Below are 21,578 nucleotides of genomic sequence, written 5' to 3' on the forward strand. Positions count from 1 at the left end.
GTTCTCAAAGCGGGGAAACTTATGGTAAAATGGCTTCGGTTCGATTCTTCCGATCGGGTGGTGAATAGCTTGTACAACATATTGGTTCTGCACGGCCCGAACTTGAATATGCTGGGCATACGCGAGCCGGGCGTATACGGGACGTCGACGCTGGCCTCGATCGAGGAGAGATTATCCAATCTGGCGCAGGCGCTCGGCATCCGGCTCGAATTCCTTCAGTCCAACCATGAAGGGGTGCTGATTGACCGGATTCACGAGGCGTTCGGGACGAAGGACGGCATATTGATGAATCCGGGTGCCTTTACCCACTACAGCTATGCGCTGCGCGACGCCATTTCTTCCGTTCAGCTGCCGGTTGTGGAAGTTCATTTATCGAATATTCATAAACGGGAGACGTTTCGTCATACGTCGGTGATCGCGCCCGTCGCGGTCGGCCAGATCGCCGGATTCGGCGCACAGAGCTATGAGCTTGGGCTGCTGGCGCTTCATCGTTTTCTTGAGGAAAGGGGCGAATCTTGATGGATCGTCTGGCCCGTCTGCGAGCGTTGATGCAGGAGCGCAGGCTGGAAGCGCTGTTCGTGACCGGATCGCATAACCGTCACTATTTATCGGGATTTACCGGATCTTCCGGCTATTTGCTTATTACGGCCGACAAAGCCTACTTACTTACCGATTTCCGCTATATGACGCAGGCAGCCGATCAGGCCAAAGGGTTTGAGATCGTAGAGCATGCGCCGAAGGTCGGAGAGACAGTCCGTCAGTTGCTCGATAGTCTGCGCATTCAGGAGGTCGGGTTCGAGCAGCAGCATGTGACCTACGCTTCCTATACCGTGTATGCGGCGGATCTCGGACCGATCAAGCTGGTGCCCGCCGAGCCGCTCGTCGAACTTCTGCGGATGGTGAAGGATCAGTCGGAGCTTGCGGTGATGCAGGAAGCTGCCGAACTCGCGGACAAGACGTTCGAGCACGTTCTGACGACCTTGAAGCCGGGCATTACGGAAAACGACGTTGCGCTGACGATCGAATTTTATATGCGCCAGCACGGCGCGGCATCCGTTTCGTTCGAGACGATCGTCGCTTCGGGCGAACGCTCCGCCCTGCCTCACGGCAAAGCAAGCGGCCGGGTTCTACGCTCCGGCGAGTTCGTGAAGATGGACTTCGGCGCTTATTATAAAGGGTACTGCTCCGATATTACCCGCACCGTAATGCTGGGCAAACCGACCGAGAAGCACCGGGAGCTGTACGATATCGTGCTGGAAGCCCAGATGCATACGCTGGAGCACATCCGTCCCGGGATGACCGGAAAAGCGGCGGACGCGCTGGCACGCGACGTCATCCGCAAGTGCGGGTACGGCGACCATTTCGGGCACGGCACCGGGCATGGCCTAGGGATGGAAGTTCACGAAGCGCCCCGACTGTCCATGCTGAGCGATACCGTACTGAAACCGGGAATGACCGTCACCGTCGAGCCTGGTATCTACTTGCCCGGATTCGGCGGAGTACGCATCGAGGACGACGTTGTCGTCACCGACAGCGGGGTCCGCAGATTGACACAGTCGACAAAAGACTTTATTATCATCGATTAGTGAACCTTTTTTTGCAGATGGACACGCAGAAGACACGACTATCCACATTTTAGGAGGAACCGATTTTGATTTCTGTTAACGATTTCCGCACTGGCTTGACGATCGAAGTAGACGGCGACATTTTTACCGTACTTGATTTCCAGCACGTTAAACCGGGTAAAGGCGCAGCCTTCGTTCGCTCGAAGCTAAAAAACTTGCGCAACGGCAACACGGTGGAGCGGACGTTCCGCGCCGGCGAAGACGTAGGCCGCGCGCACGTCGAAAACCGTGCGATGCAATATTTGTATGCGAGCGGTCAAGAACATACGTTCATGGATAACGAAACCTACGACCAGATTACGCTTCCTGCTTCGCAGCTCGAATGGGAGCTGAACTTCCTCAAGGAAAATATGACGATCAGCATCGTCAGCTACCACGGCGAGATTCTCGGCATTAACCTGCCGAACAGCGTCGAGCTGAAGGTGGTGGAGTCGGAGCCTGGAATCAAAGGCAATACCGCTCAAGGCGCCACCAAAAATGCGAAGATGGAAACCGGCCTGAACGTTCAAGTACCGCTGTTCATCAACGAAGGCGACGTTCTTCTGATCGGCACGGGCGACGGCAAATACATTTCCCGTGCTTAGCAGCATACTCTCAACGTGTCCCAAAGCAGCATCCTGTCACGAATTATCGTGGGGATGCTTTTTTGGTTTGGAGAGCAATAGAAAAAGAGGGGCTTGATGGCCCCTCCGGAATAAGTTCAATATCAGGAATTAAAAAATGCGCCGTGCAAAGCGACAATCGCCTTGTTCATATCGCTGTTCTGAATGCCGAACATAATGCTGCTTTCGGATGCGCCCTGGTTGATCATCTCCAGGTTTACCCGGGCGTCGGCCAGTGCTCCGGTAGCGCGCTTGGCCACGCCGATCTGCTTGCTCATCCCGTCGCCGACGATCATAATCAGCGCAATCCCGCGCTGGACGATCAGCTTGTCCGGCTGCAGCTCCGCACGAATTCTCTGCAGCACTTGCTGTTCGACTTCGCTCGTAAACGTAGATTCCTTAATAATGACCGAGATGTGATCGATGCCCGACGGCGTATGCTCGTAGGACAGGTCGGCATCCTCGATAATTTGTAGCAGGCGCCGGCCGAATCCTTTCTCGCGGTTCATCAAATATTTGCTTAAGAAGATGGAGCAGAAGTCCGACGATCCGGCTACGCCGACAACCGGCAGCTCGTGATTGTGACGCTCCAGCGAAATAAGCGTGCCGCGCGACTCGGGGTTGTTCGTGTTCCGGATATGAACCGGAATTTTCGCGTTGAAGGCCGGCTGCAGCGCCTCGTCGTGAAGGACCGAGAACCCGGCGTAGGACAACTCCCGCATCTCCGCATACGTCATCTCGTGGATGGCCGCCGGATTGTCCACGATCCGCGGGTCTGCGGCAAAAACGTTGTCGACGTCGGTGAAGTTCTCATAAACGTCCGCCTGAACAGCCGCTGCGAGAATCGCACCCGTAATGTCCGAGCCTCCGCGTGGGAAGGCGACGAGGTTGCCGTTTTTGGCGTATCCGTAAAAGCCGGGGAAAATGATGCGGTGCGCGTTGTCCCGCAGCGAACGAAGCAGCTCGTACGATTCCGGCAGCACTTGAGCGTTCCCCGGCTCGTCGCTGAGTACAAGACCGGCTTCCTTCGGATCTACATATATAAAATCATGCCCCTCCTTGTGCAGGAAAGCGGCAAGCAATCTGGCACTGAATTCTTCACCCAATGCTTTGATCGAATCGGTATAGCGCGCACGATGGCTGCGGTCGCCTTCACCTCTGGACTTCAGCAGCCCGGCGATCTGCTCGAACTCTTCCCGGGGCAGCTCCAATCCTTCGATAATGCCGGCGAACCGGTCGAGAATCGTCTGCGCTACCTGTTCCACTCCCGTACCGTTCAGCTTGGCTTCGGCATAGGCGATCAGCAAATCGGTCACCTTCGTGTCCGGTTTATCTCTCTTTCCGGGTGCGGATACTACTACAATTTTTCTGTCAGCGTCGGCCAGCGCAATAGCGGCCACTTTGCGGAACTGATCGGCGGAAGCAAGCGATGTGCCGCCGAACTTGCACACTTTTAAAGCCATGACGTCTCCTCCTATACGGACTCTTCTGATACACTACCACAAAGAGTGCAGTGGATTCAACGGCAATTCACGCCGGTTTACTGAATTTTTCCGAACAGAAAGCTGGCAATTTTAAGCAGCAAAGCGGTAATTCCTGCGGCCATCAGGGGTCCGACCGGTATCCCTCTCATAAAGATGATCCCGAAGATCGAACCGATGACAAGCCCGACGATCAACTGCGGGTCCACCTTAAGCAGATCGAGTCCTTTGCCGTTCATATAAGTGGCTATGGCGCCGCCGAGCAGGGCGATTACACCCGGCCAGGACGTGAAGACGGCCGTAATGTCCTTGGTCGAGATCCGCTCGCTGGCAAACGGCACCAGCACCCCCATGGTCAAAAACAAGAGGCCCAATTCCAGGCCTCTTCGTTCGATAGACGGCAGAAAACGTTCCAGGTGAATCAGCTTCACGATAAGCAGGATGCAGGCAGCGGTCGTAATGATCGGCGAACGGCCGATCATCCCTACGATAATTAACAGCAATAGCAGCAGTTCGCCGTTCATAGAATGGCCCCTTGTCCTTCTGGATTCTCGTACTAGTGTATGAGAGGAAGGGGGGATTAGAACACAATCATTCTTTGATCCTGGAATACGGGGACCAGATCGAACCGGTTCATTTGGGCGCAATACAGCACATCGTCCTTTTGCGCGAGCTTGATCAGCTTTTTGCCGCTGGCGCAGGCAAGCAGAATCTGCTCGATCTGCCCGCTTGCCGATTCGAAAGCCAGCTTCATCGCCAGGCCCAGATCGTTCATCCCGGTGCGCTCGCCGAGCCGCTCCAGATGATGAAGGAGCAGGCCGGCGCACAAGCCGTCCTCCAGACAGAAGTCGTCCTGCGTTCCGGCGCAAAGAATCGCGATATCGCGGTTTAGAGCGAATGCGGTTTTGGCGCAGGCTTCGGCGTTCAGCATACTTCCCGCCAGCACCCGGCTTGCTTTCTGCGATTTCTGGATCGCCCTGGTGCCGTTCGTCGTCGTCAGGATGACGCGCCTCCCCGAACATTCGGAGCCCGTATATTCAAATGGAGAATTGCCGTAATCGAAGCCTGCGATTTTTTTGCAGTACCGTTCGCCGCCGAGCAGATCGCCAGGCTCCTGCAGCTGCTTCGCCTGATGGACCGTCTCGACGGGAACGACGGCGGAACAGCCATGGGCCAGCGCGGTTACGATCGTGCTGGTTGCCCGCAGCACGTCGACGACGATAACCGTCTTATGAATGAAGTCATCCGAACGGGCTTCGTTCACACTCGCGATGACGTCCACAAACATGTTCGATCCCTCGCTTCTTCCATTAATCTTATCTTTCCGGCTGTGGATGCAGAAACGTATCGGAACGCAGCCCTCTGCGCAGCGATTCCAGCGAATAGACGTCCTGCGGCGCGATATTGCCGAGATTGACCGAGCATCCCGCGATTTTCAGCAGGTGAATCTGCTGCTGCTTCTGCGGAGCTTCCCATAAAATCCGTCCGGGGTCCGGCAACTGCCCCAGGATGCTTCGCAATTCCTCGTCCCGGCACTCTCCGTCCGCGTCGAAGATGCCGACCCCCTCGCCGGATTCCCTTGCTTCAATCGTAACGAGCTCCGCTCCGTGCTGAAGGTCGAGCAGAACCGTTTCCAGCAACTGTTCGGTGTTAATGACGGAGCCCCACAGCTTTTTTCCGTACTCCGTATATACAGTAAGCCCCGCCTCGCGGGCGCGCCGAATGAGAGAGTTGCGGACCGAACGATCCATCTCGATGGTGCCGTCGGACACTTCCACGGCGGTAAAGCCGAGGCGGCCGATCGTATCGAAAAAGTCGGTTAATGTATGTTGGGCGACGGCTACTTCGAGGAACGTGCCTCCGGGCATCGTGGCAACCTGATATTCCCGGGCGAGCTCGATTTTCCGCTTCAACAGGCCGACCGGATATAGAGGCGTCGTGCCGAACCCGATTTTCAGCAGGTCGATGTAAGACGCTGACGTTTCGAGCAAATCTTCGAAAGCATGGAGGCCGAGACCTTTGTCGATGACCATCGTTATGCCGCAAGACCGCGGCTTGAACGTTCGACATCCGGTCGGGTCCCGCAATTGCGGATGCCACTCCAGCTGTGAAGTTACGTCCATAAAACAAGTCTCCTCGCTGTAAAGGATTGGTTAATTGTCTGCAAGCAATATATGCAGCCGCCCGGAGCGTGGTGCCCGGTATGCCTAAACTGGGACGCGCCTGCATAGGATGGGGAGAGGGGCGTCTCGGACGAGTTGGCACAGCACAATCGGAGTGCGGCGGAAATGAACGGCATCCGCATTGGAGCTTCCGCGGGGCGTACGGCATCGCCAAGGAAGGAGGGAGAAGGATGATCAATAAAATCGTCATGAGTATGGCTGGTCTAAGGCTGTTTTCCGGCAGTCTGGAAATAGTGGCCGCGCTGATCATGCTCCGGCTTAACCAGGTGGACAAGGCGCTGCTGGTCAATTCGGGGCTGGCGATCGTCGGACCGCTGACTCTTCTAGCGACCACCACGATCGGATTGGTAGGATTGGCCGATAAACTGTCGTTTACGAAGATGCTGTGGGTTGGCGTCGGCGTTACTTTCATTTTCATAGGCATTTTAAAAAAATAGGGAATAAACGCCTTGTCCGGGCATATAGATGAGAGTAAACGACTGGACAACCCGGGGAGGAACCGCGATGCAACCGATTCTACTGTTTTTGCCGGCAACGATCCGCAAAATGATAGAGAAGCTGCCTGCGATAATGCGAGACAACCTCGAGGAGATCCGAATCCGCGAAGCAAGGCCGCTGGAGCTCGTCGTGGACGGCGAATCCCGGTTCGTGGCGCCGGACGGAAGCTGGGCTGACGGGCCGGAGCAAAGCTATAAGCCTACGAAAGAAGACGGGCTAAAGCTGCTCGATCTGCTGACCAATCATTCGCTGTATACGTTCGAAGAAGAGCTGCGGCGGGGATATATCACGATAGCGGGAGGGCATCGGGTCGGCCTGGCCGGAAAGACGGTGCTCGAACGCGGCGAGGTCAAACATATCCGCGATGTGGGAAGCTTCAACATCCGGATAGCCAAGGCGATCCCCGGCATAGCCCGCACCCTGCTGTCCGCGATCTGGGACGATTCGGCGCGCACCGTGCACCAGACGCTCATCATCTCCCCTCCGCGCCAAGGCAAGACGACGCTGATCCGGGATTTGGCGAGAATGGTTAGCAGCGGCGAAGGCTTCGGTGCCCCCCGCCCGCAGGCAGGACTTCGGGTAGGCATTGTCGACGAGCGTTCGGAGATTGCGGCCTGCGTCAAAGGGGTGCCGGCTTTCGACGTCGGTCCGCGTACGGACGTGCTGGATGGATGTCCGAAAGCGGAAGGCATGATGATGATGATCCGGTCGATGTCGCCCGAGGTGCTGATCGTCGATGAGATTGGACGTTCCGAAGATGCGGCGGCTCTGCAGGAAGCGCTGCATGCCGGGGTGCGGGTCATCGCCACGGCGCACGGACGCCATGCCGCAGATGTCCGCGACCGGCCGGTCATGAAGCGGATGCTGGAGGACCGGATGTTCACGCGTCTGGTCGAGCTGTCGAGGTGCCGCCGTACGGGAGCGAGGTTCACCGTCTGGGACGCCGCCGGCCGCAAGTTGGCCGAGCTGTCCGCCGGCCGCGCGGAAGCCGCCGGAGGCAGGCCATGCTGAAGCTGCTGGGCGCGGTGCTGATTTTGGCGGCGGCTACGCTGTACGGCTTCGCCAAAGCTTCGGTGTACGCGCGCCGACCGCGGCAGATCCGTCAGCTGATCCACGCGCTGCAGCGGCTTGAGACGGAGATGACGTACGGCTTCACGCCGCTGCCGGAGGCGCTGCTGCGAATCGCCGACCAGCTCGAGCCGCAGATTGCCGCCCTGTTCCGGTCGGCTGCCGAGCCGCTCTCGACCCATTCCGGAATAACTGCCGGAGAAAGCTTCCGCGATGCGCTGAACACCTGCTGGAAGCAAACGGCCCTGTCATCGAATGAACGGGAAATCTTGAGCCAGATGAGCTATACACTTGGCATCAGCGACCGCAGCGATCAGGCGAAACATTTGCGGCTGGCCGTAACCCTGCTGCAGGCCGAAGAGCAGAACGCCTGGGACGAACAGCGGCGCTACGAGAAGATGTGGAAAAGCCTCGGAGTGCTGGCCGGAGCATTTGTCGTCATTTTGATGTACTAGAAGGGGTGCCGCAAATGAACGTGGATGTAAATGCGATCTTCCAAATCGCCGGCATCGGCATCATCATCGCGATGATCCATACCGTCCTGAAACAGATGGGCAAGGAAGATATGGCGCATTGGGTAACGGTTATCGGCTTCGTCGTCGTCCTGTTCATGGTGGTGAGCCTGCTGGACGATTTGTTCAAGGAAATCAAAACGATCTTTTTGTTCCAGTAGGTGGTCCTGTGGAGATTATCCAAATTGTCGGACTCGGGTTTATCGTAGCGATACTCACGCTTGTCCTGAAGGAACAAAAGCCGTTGTTCGCCTTTTTGCTGGCCGCGATTACGGGAATCTACATTTTCCTGTTTCTGCTCGGCAAGATCTCGTCAGTCATCCGGGTGCTGGAGGATTTGGCGGCGCAAACGAACATCAACATCATGTTTCTGAAAACGATTCTGAAAATTATCGGCATCGCGTATATCGCCGAATTCGGCGCTCAAATCGTGCGGGATTCCGGGCTCGAGTCGGTCGCCTCCAAAATCGAGCTTGCGGGCAAGGTGCTCATTATGGTGATGGCGATCCCGATCATCAGCGTCATCATCGAAACGGTGGTCAAATTGCTGCCCGCCTGACCGGAAGCGAATTGCCCGACGGGGGAGGAAGCCATTGATCAAGCTAAGCGTTTACCGGACGGCCGCCGTCTTGCTCCTGGTCTGGATGATGTTCGCAGGAGAGAGCGCCCATGCATCCACCCCGGCCGAGACGATTGTGAAGGAACAGGCGGAACGTCTGCCGACGGATAAGGTGGAGAGCTACTGGAACCGGCTGATCAGCGAGTATGGCGGCTATTTTCCGGACAACCGGGCCCCGAGCTTTATGGAGCTGCTGACGGGCGATGATGAGAAGTTCAGTCTGAAGGCGATCTTCGCCGCCATCGGAAAGTACATGCTTCACGAAGTGCTGGTTAACGGCAAGCTGCTCGCCTCGATCGTCATCCTGACCGTATTCAGCATGATTCTGGAGTCACTGCAGAGCGCATTCGAGAAAAACAACGTCAGCAAGGTCGCTTACGCGATCTCTTACATGGTTCTGCTCCTGATCGCGATCAATAGCTTCAGCGTGGCGATCCAGTATGCGAAGTCGGCGATTACGAGCATGATTCAGTTCATGATAGCAGTAATCCCGCTCATGCTTACGCTGCTCGGTTCGATGGGCAACGTAGCATCGGTGACGGTGCTTCATCCGATTATCGTTTTTATGATTCACGCGGTCGGCACACTCATCTATACGATTGTGTTTCCGCTCATGTTTTTCTCCGCCGTGCTGCACATTGTCAGCTCGATCAGCGACAAATACAAGGTAACCCAGCTTGCCAATCTGCTTCGCAACATCAGCGTTGCCGCGCTCGGTATTACAGTTACCGTATTTCTGGGCGTCATCTCCGTCAAGGGAGGAACCGGCGCTATAACGGACGGCGTCACGATCCGGACGGCCAAATACATAACCGGCAACTTCGTTCCGGTCGTCGGCCGGTTGTTCACGGACGCTTCGGACACCGTGATCGGCGCCTCGCTGCTCGTGAAAAACGCAGTCGGTCTCGCGGGTGTTATCATCATCGTGTTTCTGTGCGCATTCCCGGCGATCAAGATTATGGCGCTCGCCCTGATCTACAACGTATCGGCGGCGGTCATGCAGCCGCTCGGCTCGAATCCGATCATCAGCTGCCTGCAGACGATCGGCAAAAGCCTGATCTACGTATTCGCGGCGCTCGCCGCAGTCGGACTGATGTTTTTCCTGGCGATCACGATCATTATTACGGCAGGCAACGTATCCGTGATGATGAGATAACGTCCGCATCAAAGCGATTCAGGAGGGTATGGCGCCATGATAGCCTGGCTGCACGGCTGGTTGAAAGAGATCATTCTAATCGTTCTGCTCGCCGCATTTGTCGACCTGCTGCTGCCGAACAACGCTTTTCAGCGGTATGTGAAAACCGTGCTTGGCCTGTTCATCCTCTTGACGCTGCTGTCTCCGCTGCTGGCCTTGTTCCAGGAAAACTGGGATTCGCAAAAGCTGCTCGCTTCCATCGAGCAGATCGGAACGGAGAAAACCGGAGCCGGCACGTTCGATACGATGAAATCGCTGCAGGCGATTATGGACGACGCGGAGCGCTGGCGTCAGGACGACCGGGCGGAGGCGCAGCGGCTGATGGAGAGGCAACTGGCCGCCGAGCTTCAGCAAAGCGTGGCCCTTCCGGCGCAGGTGGCGGTCAAGCAGGTGCAGCTTCAGATGAATTACGACAATAACGGAACGCCGAGCATCAAACATATGCAGGTGGTCCTTGATCTTATAGATGAAGTTCCGGCTGCGGGAAATCCGCCGGGCGAAACTGGAGACCGCAAGCCGATCGGCGCCGTCCGGCCCGTTTATATCGAAGTTCAAATCGGCAAGACGGAGCCGAAACGGACGGACGCCGGGCTGACCCCGGAGCAGTTGAGCGCGAAGAAAATCATCTATGAGCAGTTGAACAGGCAATGGCGATTGAACCGGGATGAAGTGACGCTGCTGTTCGAGACGGAACTTGGGGAAGAGAGGTGAGCTCATGGCCAAATGGCTGCAATGGCTGGAAAACCGGGTCGGCGGGGGTCCGGGAGGACCGAAGCGGATTCATACGTTCCGGTGGCTTTTACTGCTCGGTCTGCTGGGCTTCGCCCTGATGATCCTGAGCTCGTTTCTGAACATCAAGCCGCTCGGACAACCGAAGGAACAGGGAGGAATCCCGGCCGATCCGGAAACCCGCCAGACATTTATCGGGAAGGAAGCGAACGACAAAGCCGGTTTTCGGGACTACGAAGAATCTTATCAAGCCGCAATCCGGGACGTTTTGCAAAAAGTGGTGGGCGTCGGTGAAGTGGAGGTGCTCGTCACGATCGAATCGACCGAGGAGACCATGGTTCATTCCAATACGAAGGAAACGCAGCAAATTACGAACGAAAAAGACGTGAACGGATCGACCCGTCACATAACCGAAATAACACGAAGCGGAGAAGTCGTCTTATACGAAGCATCCGGCAGCGAGACTCCGATCGTGATTAAAAAAATAAAGCCGCGTATAAGGGGGGTCGTCGTCGTTGCCAAGGGCGCTGAAAATTTGACGATTAAACAAATGATCGCAGAAGCGGTCGGCCGGGGGCTGGACGTACCCGCGCACCGAATCTCCGTCCTGCCCCGCAAGCAGTAAGAGGGTTGCCGGCAGGCAAACATCCATTTTCGATCGATCGATAAGGAGGAAACGAAACGATGAATACGAAAAGACAAACGGTATGGCTCGTCTCGATGCTCAGCTTGATGGTGGTATTGTCCGCTTATTACCTGTTCACCGAAGATGTGAATGAGCTGGATCTGACGGCCCAGCAGGCGGCAGGCAGCGAAATTAAAGTGGACGCGGTCACGACGGGCACGGCTCCAAAGACGGACACCGTAGATGGCAAGGCGGCAGCCGACAAAGCAGCTGCGGATCAAGCAAATGCTTCCGCAACCCCTCCTGCCGACAAAGCGACAACCGCTCCGGTAGCGGCCGGCGCCAAGAAAACGGATGAAGAAGTGATCAAGCAAGTGTCGACGGTCACGACTTCGGGCAACGATTATTTCGCGGGTCTTCATATGAAACGTACGGAGGAGTTCTCCAAGCAGATGGAAAAGTGGCTGACGATTCAAACCGACTCGAAGAAAACGAACGACGAAGTGACGCTGGCGATGAATGAAATTCAAAAGCTTCAGGATATTGACGAGAAAGTGACGAGCATTGAGGACTACCTCGCGAAAGACTTCAAAAATGCGATCGTTCTCCAAGAAAGCGGCAAATGGAAGGTCGTCGTGCAAACGGCTAAGCTGGAGAAAAGCCAAGGTGTGAGCATCGTCGATTACGTAATGAACGAACTGGACGTCACTCCGGACAAAGTAACGATTCAATATGTGCAGTAACGGGACCTTCTGCCGGAAATGTCCGGCGGAGCGTGGACGTGAAGAGCGGCTGCCGGGTGAACCCCGGGGCCGCTTTTCCTGTCCGCAGGCAGCGGAAAAGGAGCTCCCGCGATAAACTTGTTTATGTGCGAATGACGGTTGTGATATAATACTAACGTTGCTCGTCCAAGCAAGCGCTTCACAACCGTTGAAGGAGTGGAAACGATGTTTAAATTAAGCGAAATCAAAGAGTTGATCAAGCTGGTTGACTCGACTACCGTGCAGGAGCTGGAAATCGAAAACGAAGGCTCGCGCCTTTTAATCCGTAAACCGAATAAAACCGAATCCGTCGTAGTTGCGCATCCTGCCCCGCCTACATATAATCCTTATGTCCAGCAGATCGCCCCTCCGGCAGTCGTTCCCGCCGCGCCGGGCGCTGCGGCAGCAGAGCCGGAACAGCCGAAGGCCGAGCCGGAAGCCAACTTGCACAAGATTACGTCTCCGATGGTCGGGACGTTCTACAGCGCATCCTCGCCGGGGGCCGCTCCGTATGTCAATATCGGCGACAGGGTTAACGAGAAGACGACGGTTTGCATTTTGGAAGCGATGAAGCTGATGAATCCGATCGAAGCCGAAGTGAAAGGCGAGATCGTCGAGATTCTCGTGGAGAACGGTCAGCTGGTCGAATACGGACAAACCTTGTTCCTCGTTAAACCGGAATAACGAGCCGATTTCATAGCATGGATGAAATGGACTCGAATTGGAGGAAAATGCCGACATGAAGTTTCATAAAGTATTGGTGGCCAACCGCGGCGAGATCGCGGTACGTATTATCCGCGCCTGCCGGGAGCTGGGCATCTATACGGTGGCCGTCTATTCGGAGGCGGACCGGGACTCGCTTCACGTCCGGCTCGCCGACGAAGCCTACTGCATAGGGCCTACCCTGTCAAAGGACAGCTACTTGAATTTCACCAACCTGATGAGTGTGGCGACGTTGACCGAATCGGACGCCATCCATCCGGGTTACGGATTTTTGGCGGAGAATGCCGACTTCGCCGAGCTGTGCGAGCAGTGCAACATTACGTTTATCGGCCCGTCTCCGCTCGCCATCAGCAAGATGGGCGACAAGGCGGTCGCGAAGCAAACGATGAAGGATGCAAACGTGCCGGTTATCCCCGGTTCGGACGGCCTGATCGAAGATCTCGGGGAAGCGGTACGGATCGCCCGGGAGATCGGCTATCCGGTTATTATCAAAGCGACGGCCGGCGGCGGCGGCAAAGGAATCCGCATCGCCGACGACGAAGAAATGCTCATCCAGCAAATTACGACCGCCCAGCAGGAAGCCCAGAAAGCTTTCGGCAACTCGGGCGTATACCTCGAAAAATATTTGACGGGCATGAAGCACGTCGAAATTCAAATATTGGCCGACAAACACGGCAACGCCGTCCATCTGGGCGAGCGCGATTGTTCGGTACAACGGCGCAGGCAGAAGCTGGTGGAAGAAGCCCCTTGTCCGGTGCTCACGCCGGAAGTTCGGGAAGCGATGGGCCAGGCTGCGGTCCGGGCCGCGCTCGCGGTTAACTATTCGGGCGCCGGGACGCTGGAGTTTCTGCTTGGTCCGGACGGACAATTTTATTTCATGGAAATGAATACGCGGATTCAGGTCGAGCATCCGGTAACCGAGATGATTACGAATATCGACATCATCAAGGAAATGATTCAGGTTGCGCAGGGCGATCCGCTGTCGTTTCAGCAGGAAGACGTGCAAATCAACGGCTGGTCGATCGAATGCCGGATTAATGCGGAAGATCCGGAGCGCAATTTTATGCCTTCGCCGGGACAAATTCATTTTTATCTCCCTCCGGGCGGCCCTGGAGTCCGCGTAGACAGCGGAGCGTATCCGGGGTACACGATCTCGCCGCACTACGACTCGATGATCGCCAAGCTGATCGTCTGGGCCCCTACCCGCGACGAAGCGATTGCCCGCATGCGCAGGGCGCTGGGCGAATTCGCCGTAGAAGGCATTCATACGACGATCGGTTTCCACCTCAAGCTGATGGATCACAAAATGTTCCAGGCCGGGACGTTCGACATCAAGTTTCTCGAGGAACATGATGTAAACGATCCGAACTCTTGACGGCTTTGCCGCATCCGTATCGTTTGTCATAAAAATGGCAAAATGGTATAGTAATAGTATAGACAAGTCGTCTGGGAGGTGTTACCCATTAGCACTCTAACTACGGAATTTGAGAAAACGGATATCGGAACGATTCAGATTGCTCCGGAAGTGATCGAAGTGATTGCGGGACTGGCCACTGTGGAAGTTCCCGGCGTTGCCGGTATGAGCGGCGGATTTGCCGGAGGCATCGCTGAACTGCTCGGACGCAAAAATTTATCCAAAGGCGTGAAAGTCGAGGTCGGACAACGCGAGGCGGCGATCGACGTATCGATCGTCATCGAGTTCGGTCATCGTATTCCGGAGGTGGCGGGCGCCATCCAACGGAACGTGAAGCAGACGATCGAATCGATGACCGGTCTGACGGTCGTTGAAGTGAACGTACACATTCACGACGTCCAGTTCAAGCCGGCGGACAAAAACCCGCAAGAAGAGGAAGAAACGACGGCGCACCGCGTTAAGTAACGGGCGTGCCCGTCGACTGGGGAAGAAGGTTGCCGGGAGAAACGAAACGGGCAACCTTCCGAACCTTGCCAATCGCGGAAGGGGACGGACCAGCGTGATCAAAGTAATGGACCGGTTGCTGCTATTCCTGTATACGCTGATTATTGGAATCAGCGTCATCTTTTTTTTGGTCGTTTCGTTCGGCTGGGTGCCGTTCGCCACGTCGGAAAACTTTTTGAACAACCTGTATTATGAAGGGACGGTCGCTTATCCGGCCATCGCGGTCGGGGTATTCCTGCTGCTGGTCACTTTCCGGTTTTTCTACGTATCCGTCCGCCGCGGACGCGGACAAGTTCCTTCGATCGATCAGCGTACCGATTTCGGAGATATCCGCATCTCGCTGGAGACCGTCGAAAATTTATCGTTGAAGTCGGCAGGGCGCGTACGGGGAGTTAAAGATTTGCGGGCCCGGGTATCGGTAACCGACGCGGGGCTGGATGTGGTCATCCGCGCCGTCGTAGACGGGGAGAACTCGATTCCCGATTTGTCGGAGGAGATCCAACGTTCCGTCAAGACGCATGTCGAGGACGTTACCGGCATTCCGGTTGCGAAAGTGTCCGTCTTTATCGCCAATGTCGTGCAGTCCCAGACATTTAAAAGCAGAGTCGAATAGAGGTGGCTGGCGCCATGTGGAACGAGCTGTGGGAACGGCATAAAGGCCGCCTGATCGGCGTCGCCTCGGGATTGTTTTTGGGAATCATCTATTTAATAAGCGGATTTTGGGATATGCTCATTGTCGCTTTTCTCATAGCGGTGTGTACATATGCCGGCAACAGGTACGATGCGGGAAAGCTGAAGCTGAACCCGGAAGAATGGACGGATAGGCTGAGCAGGCTTGCGGATCGTTGGAAATGGTTTCGGTAACGACGGAAGGCGGTTCCCCCTTGGAAACGGCCTTCTTCTGTTTTGTTTGCAGGTATTTGTGGTATATTGAACGCATGGACGTTTGGACATCAGGCAGGAGGATGATTCGCGGGTGAAGCGAAGACTGGCCAGGGAAATCGCAATGCAAAGCTTGTATCAAATCGATATGAACGAGGTGACTCCTCAGGCGGCTATCGAGATAGCGCTGGAGGAGGCGCGGAGCGACAATGAAGCGGAACTAGCAATCGGGGAAGACGTTATTGCAAATACCCCGTATTTGACCGATCTGGTGGAAGGGACTATCCGGCAAAAGCAGCGGATCGACGAGACGCTGGCGGTTTATTTGACCGGCTGGAAAGTGGACCGGCTGTCCAAAGTGGACCGGCAAATACTGCGTCTTGCCGCTTATGAGATGCTGCACGGAAGCGACGCTCCGCCTAAAGTCGTCGTCAACGAGGCGATCGAGCTGGCGAAGCGGTTCGGCTCGGACGAATCCGGCAAGTTCGTCAACGGCGTGCTTGGTAAAATGATCAAGGAGCTTGACGCGATCAAGAGCAACTACGAAGCTACAAGCGGTAACCAGTAAAACGGTCAACCGTAAGGGGAGGACGAATCATGTCGGAGAACGTAATTAACGGTAAACAAATTGTCGCCGATATTCGCGGCAAACTGAAAGAAGAAATCGACTTGCTGGCGGCGGAAGGATTCCGTCCGGGGCTTGCTGTCGTACTTGTAGGGGAAGATCCGGCGTCAGCGGTTTATGTCCGGAACAAAGCAAAGGCGTGCGAGCAGGTAGGAATCTACTCGGAAGTTCATCGGCTGCCGGCGGAAACGTCTCAGGTCGAGCTGCTTGAGCTGGTGGACAAACTGAACCGGGATACCAAGATTCACGGCATTCTCGTACAGCTTCCGCTCCCTAAGCATATATCGGAAGATGCGGTGATCGATGCGATCGCTGTTGAGAAAGACGTGGACGGGTTCCATCCGATCAATGTGGGCAATCTGTCGATCGGCAAGCCGAGTCTGCTTCCATGTACGCCGGCGGGCGTTATAGAGATTATTAAGCGTACCGGTATAACGATATCCGGCAAGCGGGCGGTCGTCATCGGCCGCAGCAATATCGTCGGCAAGCCGGTATCGATGCTGCTGCTGCGCGAGAACGCAACCGTAACGGTATGTCATTCGCGTACCGAGAATATGAAAGAGCTGTGCCGCGAGGCCGACATTCTCGTCGTGGCGATCGGCAAGCCGAAGTTCGTCACGAAGGAGTTCGTCAAGCCGGGCGCGGTCGTTATCGATGTGGGCATCAACCGGCTGGAGGACGGAACGCTGGCGGGTGACGTCGATTTTAACGATGTCGTGGATACGGCGGGACCGATCACTCCAGTGCCGGGCGTAGTAGGTCCGATGACGATCACGATGCTGCTGCACAATACGCTGCAAGCGGCTAAGGCGCTGCGCGCGTAAGCGGCGCGGGTGCGGTGATACCGATGCAAAACCGGGATAAAGTGCTGTCCGTCAAAGATTTGACGCGATATATCAAAATGAAGCTCGAAGGGGACTCCGTGCTCAAGGACGTCTGGGTAAGAGGGGAATTGTCCAACTTCACCCACCATTCGAGCGGACATATGTATTTTACGCTGAAGGATGCGGACAGCCGGATCAAAAGCATTATGTTCGCATCGAACAATCAGCGGCTCGGCTTTATTCCGCGGGACGGCGCGAAAGTAATTGCCCGCGGCAATATTTCCGTGTTCGAGCGGGACGGGCAATACCAGATGTATGTCACGCAAATGCAGCCGGACGGGATCGGCAGTTTGTATCTGGCGTTCGAGCAGCTCAAAAAGAAGCTCGGCGACGAAGGGTTGTTCGCCGCTCCGCGCAAAAGACCGATACCGAAGTTTCCGCGTACGGTTGGCGTTATTACGTCGCCGACGGGAGCGGCGGTACGCGATATTTTGACTACGCTTCAGCGGCGTTATCCGGCGGCGCAAGTATTGCTCTATCCGGTTCTTGTGCAGGGCGCCCAGGCGGCTCCTTCGATCGTTCGCGCGATTGAAGTGATGAACCGGCACGGCGAAGCGGATGTGCTCATCGTCGGACGCGGAGGAGGATCGCTGGAGGAGCTGTGGGCATTTAATGAAGAGATCGTAGCCCGCAGCATACACGCCTCGGCGATTCCGGTCATATCGGCCGTAGGACACGAGACCGATTTTACGATCGCCGACTTTGTGGCCGATCTTCGGGCTGCCACGCCAACGGCGGCGGCCGAGCTGGCGGTTCCGCATATCATGGAGCTGAAGCAGCATATCGCCCATTTGTCGCAGCGGCTGGTGAAAGGAGTATCTTCGCAGTTGTCGGTTAGACGCGAACGGTTACATCGTCTGCAAAAGTCTCCGGCCCTTACCCAACCGCAAAGACAGCTTCAGGAGCCGGCTCAGCGGCTCGACCGGATGAAGGAGCAACTCGTATTCCGGCTGCGGCAGCGTCTGTCTGCGGCGAGGGAGAGCTCGATGCGTCTCGACCGGAAGCTGGCCTCGCACAATCCGAAGCAGCAGCTCGGATATGCCAAGAAACGCGTCGAAGCAACCCGCCATCAGTTGCTTCAATCGATGCAGGCCGTCTTCAAGGAAACGCGTCACCGGTACGTCTCACAGCTTCGCCAATTGGATGCGCTGAGCCCGCTGAAGGTGATGCAGCGCGGTTACAGTCTCGTCTACGACGATCAGGAGAAGCGGATTATCAAATCAGTCAGCCAGATTCAGCCGGGGGATAGGGTGAAGATCCGGTTAACCGATGGCAAGCTGAATTGCCACGTATGGGGAATGGAGGAGAACCTGGATGAGCAGCGTGAAGGATGAACCAGTCAGCTTCGAGCAGGCGATGGACAAGCTGGAGCAGATCGTAGCCAAGCTGGAAAGCGGGGACGTTCCGCTTGAGAAGGCGATTGAGCTTTTTCAGGAAGGCATGTCACTGTCCCACTTGTGCGGACAAAAGCTGGAGCAGGTGGAACGCAAGATCGAAACACTGCTGGAGGATAACGGAACCTTCGTAAAGAAGCCGTTTCAGCCGGTGTCCGATGAAAGGGAGAACTGATTCATGTCTCATCCGTCCATAACGGACTACATCAAAGAACGCGCATCATTAATCGAACGCGAGCTGGCCGCTTACGCACCCGAGGAATGGCACATTCCTGCGGTTCTCAAGGACGCCATGACCTATTCGCTGATGGCAGGCGGCAAGCGGCTCCGGCCGGTAATGGTGCTCGCCGCCGCCGAAGCGTGCGGCGGCTCCGTCGAAGCGGCGCTGCCCGTTGCGGCCGCCGTCGAGATGGTACATACGTACTCGCTCGTCCATGACGATTTGCCCGCGCTGGATAACGACGATTATCGCCGGGGGCGGCTGACGAACCATAAAATGTACGGCGAGGCGATTGCGATCCTCGCCGGAGACGCGCTGCTTACCCATGCTTTTTATTCGGCATCCCGCGCATCCCGGCTGTACGGCGTTCCGGCGGAACGTGTGCTCGACATCATCGAGGAGCTGGCGGTTCTGGCCGGTCCGCGCGGCATGGTCGGAGGACAGGTCGCCGATATGCAGGGAGAACAGGGACTAACCCAGCTTGCGGAGCTGGAATATATTCATCTGCACAAAACGAGCGACTTGATCGTATTCTCGCTCAAAGCGGGCGGCCGGATCGGGGGAGCGACCGAGCGGCAGCTGAGTGCGCTGGAGACGTACGGAAGGAATATCGGTCTGGCTTTCCAGATCCAGGACGATATTCTCGATGTGGTCGGCGACGAGCAGAAGCTCGGCAAGGCGGTTCGTAGCGACGAGAAAATGCAAAAGGTGACGTATCCGTATTTTATCGGACTGGAAGCTTCCCGGCTTAAGGTGACGGAACTGACCGATCTCGGCAAGAAAGCGGTACGGGATGCGGGGTTCCAGGCGCCGGAGCGGCTGCTGGAGCTGGCCGATTTCCTGACGGAGCGGGATCATTAACGAATCGAATGGACGGGTTGTTCCTTGGCTGCCCGTCTTTTTCGCGTTCGCGCAGCGTTATTAGGCAATCATTGAGTGAGATTTCGCGAATATGGTATAATGGTGTCGGATGCAGGCTGTGATTCGTTAAAATACGGGCAATACTACTCCTATACAATGGTTAAGTCGAACGGAAAGCGAGGGCATAACGTGCTCCTTAATCAAATTGACAGCCCGGCCGACCTTAAAAAGCTGAGCATTTTCCAACTGGAGACGCTGGCTGAGGAAATCCGCGGCTTTCTGATCGAAAAGTTATCCAAAACCGGCGGACATCTGGCTCCCAATCTGGGTGTCGTCGAGTTGACGATCGCGCTTCATTATTTGTTCGACAGTCCGAACGATAAATTTATTTTCGATGTCGGCCATCAGTCGTATGTGCACAAAATTTTAACCGGACGCAAAGACCGCTTCGATACGCTGCGCAAGTACAAAGGCTTGTGCGGCTTCGTCAAAATGTCCGAAAGCGAGCACGACGTCTGGGAAGCCGGGCATAGCAGCACGTCGTTGTCCGCCGCGATGGGGATGGCGATCGCCCGCGATCTGAAGGGCGAGCAGAACAAGATTGTCGCCGTAATCGGCGATGGCGCTTTAACCGGCGGTATGGCGCTTGAGGCGATGAACCATATCGGCCACGAACGCAAAAACTTGATGGTCGTCCTGAACGACAATGAGATGTCCATAGCGCCGAATGTCGGTGCGCTGCACAATTACTTAAGCAAGATTCGTACCGACAAGCATTATGCGAAAGCGAAAGAAGAAGTCGAGCATCTGCTCAAAAAAATTCCCGCGATCGGCGGGACGCTTGCGAAGACGGCGGAACGTCTCAAGGACAGCCTGAAATATCTGGTCGTTTCCGGCGTATGGTTCGAGGAGCTGGGCTTCAAATATTTCGGTCCGGTCGACGGGCACAATCTGCCACAGCTGTTCGAGACGTTCAAGCAAGCGGAGAAAGTGAACGGTCCTGTCCTCATCCACGTTATTACCGTAAAAGGGAAAGGTTACTCTCCGGCCGAGGAAGATTCGCATACGTGGCATGGCGGAGGGCCTTACAAAATCGAATCCGGCCAATTTATTAAAGCGGTCGGACCTCCGATGTACACGGAAGTGTTCAGCAATTCCCTGATCGAGCTGGCGGAGCAGGATGAGCGGATCGTTGCGGTTACGCCGGCGATGCCCGGCGGATCGGGACTTCTGAAATTCGCCGAGCTGTATCCGGACCGGATGATCGATGTCGGGATCGCCGAGCAGCATGCCGCTACGTTGTGCGCAGCGCTTGCCCTGGAAGGAATGAAGCCGGTGTATGCCGTCTATTCAACCTTTATGCAGCGGGCGTACGATCAGATCGTTCACGATATTTGCCGGCAGAATACGAACGTTATTTTTGCCATCGACCGGGCAGGGTTTGTCGGCGCTGACGGCGAGACGCATCAGGGTGTGTATGACATTGCCTTTATGCGCAGCATTCCGAATATGGTCATGATGATGCCCAAGGACGAAAACGAGCTGCGGCATATGATGAAGACAGCCGTCGATTACAATGAAGGGCCGATTGCGGTCCGTTACCCGCGGATGAACGGCGTAGGCGTGAAGATGGACGAGGAAGCGAAGCCGATTCCGATCGGATCTTGGGAAACGGTGCGCGACGGCGAAGGTTTCGCTATTTTGGCCGCGGGGCCGCAAATGCTGGAGCTTGCGTTCGGTGCAGCCGAGCTGCTCAAGAGCGAGGGCATCCAGCCGCGGATCGTGAACGCGAGATTTTTGAAGCCGCTTGACGAGCAGATGCTGATGAATCTGTACGAGGACGGCTACAATATACTAACTCTCGAGGAAGGGACCGTGAAGGGCGGCTTCGGCGGCGCGGTTCTGGAGTTTTATGCGGAGCGGGATATTTACGGCGTTCGCGTGAAGCCGGTCGGCATTCCCGACTATTTCGTTGAGCATGGCAGTCCGAAGGAACAGCGTCAGGAAGTCGGGCTGACGCCGGAGAGAGTCGTCACGGAACTGAAAACGATGCTGCCCAGGAAAAGGCAGCGCGCTTAAAGTACGAGTTGAAAAAGTCCGGTTTTCAGCACCGAGAAGATGGGATGAAGTTAGGAAATGAGGAGCGGAGCGTAGTGGAGCTACGTGAGCACCG

General features: G+C 56.0%; 27 protein-coding genes. 23 read left to right on the forward strand and 4 right to left on the reverse strand.

What is annotated here, in order from left to right; all coding sequences use genetic code 11:
• The first annotated feature begins 69 nt into the window (after positions 1-69).
• From aroQ to efp, 3 genes are all read left to right on the forward strand, one after another.
• Positions 70-519, forward strand: coding sequence for a type II 3-dehydroquinate dehydratase (gene aroQ / locus IDH45_RS20910; protein WP_190930106.1), 450 nt, complete (start codon positions 70-72; stop codon positions 517-519).
• Positions 513-1,586, forward strand: a complete 1,074-nt coding sequence (locus tag IDH45_RS20915; RefSeq protein WP_317891248.1) for a M24 family metallopeptidase — start codon at positions 513-515, stop codon at positions 1,584-1,586. Before aroQ ends, IDH45_RS20915 begins: the two co-directional genes overlap by 7 nt.
• A gap of 65 nt (positions 1,587-1,651) precedes the next feature.
• Complete coding sequence (efp, locus tag IDH45_RS20920) at positions 1,652-2,209, forward strand: elongation factor P (protein WP_190930080.1); 558 nt, start codon at positions 1,652-1,654, stop codon at positions 2,207-2,209.
• 122 nt (positions 2,210-2,331) lie between these two features.
• Here efp and IDH45_RS20925 read toward each other — a convergent pair whose 3' ends face one another.
• The 4 genes from IDH45_RS20925 to IDH45_RS20940 form a co-directional block, all read right to left on the reverse strand.
• Positions 2,332-3,690, reverse strand: coding sequence for an aspartate kinase (locus tag IDH45_RS20925; protein WP_190930081.1), 1,359 nt, complete (start codon positions 3,688-3,690; stop codon positions 2,332-2,334).
• Between the two features lie 77 nt (positions 3,691-3,767).
• Positions 3,768-4,232: a DUF441 domain-containing protein gene (locus tag IDH45_RS20930; RefSeq protein WP_190930082.1), complete on the reverse strand. Its 465-nt coding sequence runs from the start codon at positions 4,230-4,232 to the stop codon at positions 3,768-3,770.
• Positions 4,233-4,288: 56 nt separating this feature from the next.
• Positions 4,289-4,996, reverse strand: a complete 708-nt coding sequence (locus tag IDH45_RS20935; protein ID WP_190930083.1) for a 2-phosphosulfolactate phosphatase — start codon at positions 4,994-4,996, stop codon at positions 4,289-4,291.
• A gap of 28 nt (positions 4,997-5,024) precedes the next feature.
• Positions 5,025-5,831: a phosphosulfolactate synthase gene (locus IDH45_RS20940; RefSeq protein ID WP_190930084.1), complete on the reverse strand. Its 807-nt coding sequence runs from the start codon at positions 5,829-5,831 to the stop codon at positions 5,025-5,027.
• A 230-nt stretch (positions 5,832-6,061) separates the two neighbouring features.
• Here IDH45_RS20940 and IDH45_RS20945 point away from each other — a divergent pair, with 230 nt between their 5' ends.
• The 20 genes from IDH45_RS20945 to dxs all read left to right on the forward strand — a co-directional run bounded on the left by IDH45_RS20945 (position 6,062) and on the right by dxs (position 21,484).
• On the forward strand, positions 6,062-6,328 hold the full coding sequence (locus IDH45_RS20945; RefSeq protein ID WP_190930085.1) for a YqhV family protein: 267 nt from the start codon (positions 6,062-6,064) through the stop codon (positions 6,326-6,328).
• A 67-nt stretch (positions 6,329-6,395) separates the two neighbouring features.
• Positions 6,396-7,400 (forward strand): stage III sporulation protein AA, encoded by a 1,005-nt coding sequence (gene spoIIIAA, locus IDH45_RS20950; RefSeq protein WP_190930086.1) that lies wholly within the window; start codon positions 6,396-6,398, stop codon positions 7,398-7,400.
• Positions 7,394-7,912, forward strand: coding sequence for a stage III sporulation protein SpoIIIAB (gene spoIIIAB, locus IDH45_RS20955; RefSeq protein WP_190930087.1), 519 nt, complete (start codon positions 7,394-7,396; stop codon positions 7,910-7,912). Before spoIIIAA ends, spoIIIAB begins: the two co-directional genes overlap by 7 nt.
• A gap of 14 nt (positions 7,913-7,926) precedes the next feature.
• Complete coding sequence (gene spoIIIAC, locus IDH45_RS20960; protein WP_110840056.1) at positions 7,927-8,130, forward strand: stage III sporulation protein AC; 204 nt, start codon at positions 7,927-7,929, stop codon at positions 8,128-8,130.
• Between the two features lie 8 nt (positions 8,131-8,138).
• Entirely contained in the window at positions 8,139-8,528 is a 390-nt protein-coding gene (gene spoIIIAD, locus IDH45_RS20965; protein WP_190930088.1) for a stage III sporulation protein AD, read from the forward strand.
• Between the two features lie 10 nt (positions 8,529-8,538).
• Positions 8,539-9,744 (forward strand): stage III sporulation protein AE, encoded by a 1,206-nt coding sequence (spoIIIAE, locus tag IDH45_RS20970; RefSeq protein WP_397327099.1) that lies wholly within the window; start codon positions 8,539-8,541, stop codon positions 9,742-9,744.
• A 36-nt stretch (positions 9,745-9,780) separates the two neighbouring features.
• Positions 9,781-10,494 (forward strand): stage III sporulation protein AF, encoded by a 714-nt coding sequence (gene spoIIIAF / locus IDH45_RS20975; protein ID WP_190930089.1) that lies wholly within the window; start codon positions 9,781-9,783, stop codon positions 10,492-10,494.
• A gap of 4 nt (positions 10,495-10,498) precedes the next feature.
• Positions 10,499-11,137, forward strand: coding sequence for a stage III sporulation protein AG (gene spoIIIAG / locus IDH45_RS20980; protein WP_190930090.1), 639 nt, complete (start codon positions 10,499-10,501; stop codon positions 11,135-11,137).
• A 59-nt stretch (positions 11,138-11,196) separates the two neighbouring features.
• Positions 11,197-11,880: a SpoIIIAH-like family protein gene (locus tag IDH45_RS20985; protein ID WP_190930091.1), complete on the forward strand. Its 684-nt coding sequence runs from the start codon at positions 11,197-11,199 to the stop codon at positions 11,878-11,880.
• Between the two features lie 204 nt (positions 11,881-12,084).
• Complete coding sequence (gene accB, locus IDH45_RS20990; RefSeq protein WP_190930092.1) at positions 12,085-12,582, forward strand: acetyl-CoA carboxylase biotin carboxyl carrier protein; 498 nt, start codon at positions 12,085-12,087, stop codon at positions 12,580-12,582.
• A gap of 55 nt (positions 12,583-12,637) precedes the next feature.
• Positions 12,638-13,996 carry an acetyl-CoA carboxylase biotin carboxylase subunit gene (accC, locus tag IDH45_RS20995; protein WP_190930093.1) on the forward strand — a complete coding sequence of 453 codons (1,359 nt, stop codon included), beginning with the start codon at positions 12,638-12,640 and terminating at the stop codon, positions 13,994-13,996.
• A gap of 87 nt (positions 13,997-14,083) precedes the next feature.
• Entirely contained in the window at positions 14,084-14,500 is a 417-nt protein-coding gene (locus IDH45_RS21000) for an Asp23/Gls24 family envelope stress response protein (protein ID WP_190930108.1), read from the forward strand.
• A gap of 94 nt (positions 14,501-14,594) precedes the next feature.
• Positions 14,595-15,152 carry an alkaline shock response membrane anchor protein AmaP gene (gene amaP / locus IDH45_RS21005; protein ID WP_190930094.1) on the forward strand — a complete coding sequence of 186 codons (558 nt, stop codon included), beginning with the start codon at positions 14,595-14,597 and terminating at the stop codon, positions 15,150-15,152.
• A gap of 14 nt (positions 15,153-15,166) precedes the next feature.
• On the forward strand, positions 15,167-15,403 hold the full coding sequence (locus tag IDH45_RS21010) for a DUF2273 domain-containing protein (RefSeq protein ID WP_190930095.1): 237 nt from the start codon (positions 15,167-15,169) through the stop codon (positions 15,401-15,403).
• Between the two features lie 112 nt (positions 15,404-15,515).
• On the forward strand, positions 15,516-15,989 hold the full coding sequence (gene nusB / locus IDH45_RS21015; RefSeq protein WP_190930096.1) for a transcription antitermination factor NusB: 474 nt from the start codon (positions 15,516-15,518) through the stop codon (positions 15,987-15,989).
• Positions 15,990-16,018: 29 nt separating this feature from the next.
• Positions 16,019-16,870, forward strand: a complete 852-nt coding sequence (folD, locus tag IDH45_RS21020) for a bifunctional methylenetetrahydrofolate dehydrogenase/methenyltetrahydrofolate cyclohydrolase FolD (RefSeq protein WP_190930097.1) — start codon at positions 16,019-16,021, stop codon at positions 16,868-16,870.
• A 23-nt stretch (positions 16,871-16,893) separates the two neighbouring features.
• The gene (gene xseA / locus IDH45_RS21025) at positions 16,894-18,264 is read left to right on the forward strand and encodes an exodeoxyribonuclease VII large subunit (protein ID WP_190930109.1); all 1,371 of its coding nucleotides are present in this window, start codon (positions 16,894-16,896) and stop codon (positions 18,262-18,264) included.
• Positions 18,245-18,499: an exodeoxyribonuclease VII small subunit gene (gene xseB, locus IDH45_RS21030; protein ID WP_190930098.1), complete on the forward strand. Its 255-nt coding sequence runs from the start codon at positions 18,245-18,247 to the stop codon at positions 18,497-18,499. Before xseA ends, xseB begins: the two co-directional genes overlap by 20 nt.
• A gap of 3 nt (positions 18,500-18,502) precedes the next feature.
• Positions 18,503-19,405: a polyprenyl synthetase family protein gene (locus IDH45_RS21035; RefSeq protein ID WP_190930099.1), complete on the forward strand. Its 903-nt coding sequence runs from the start codon at positions 18,503-18,505 to the stop codon at positions 19,403-19,405.
• A 156-nt stretch (positions 19,406-19,561) separates the two neighbouring features.
• Entirely contained in the window at positions 19,562-21,484 is a 1,923-nt protein-coding gene (gene dxs, locus IDH45_RS21040; RefSeq protein WP_223836846.1) for a 1-deoxy-D-xylulose-5-phosphate synthase, read from the forward strand.
• Positions 21,485-21,578: the final 94 nt, after the last annotated feature.

It is taken from the genome of Paenibacillus oceani, from assembly GCF_014705615.1.
Classification (GTDB): domain Bacteria; phylum Bacillota; class Bacilli; order Paenibacillales; family NBRC-103111; genus Paenibacillus_AB; species Paenibacillus_AB oceani.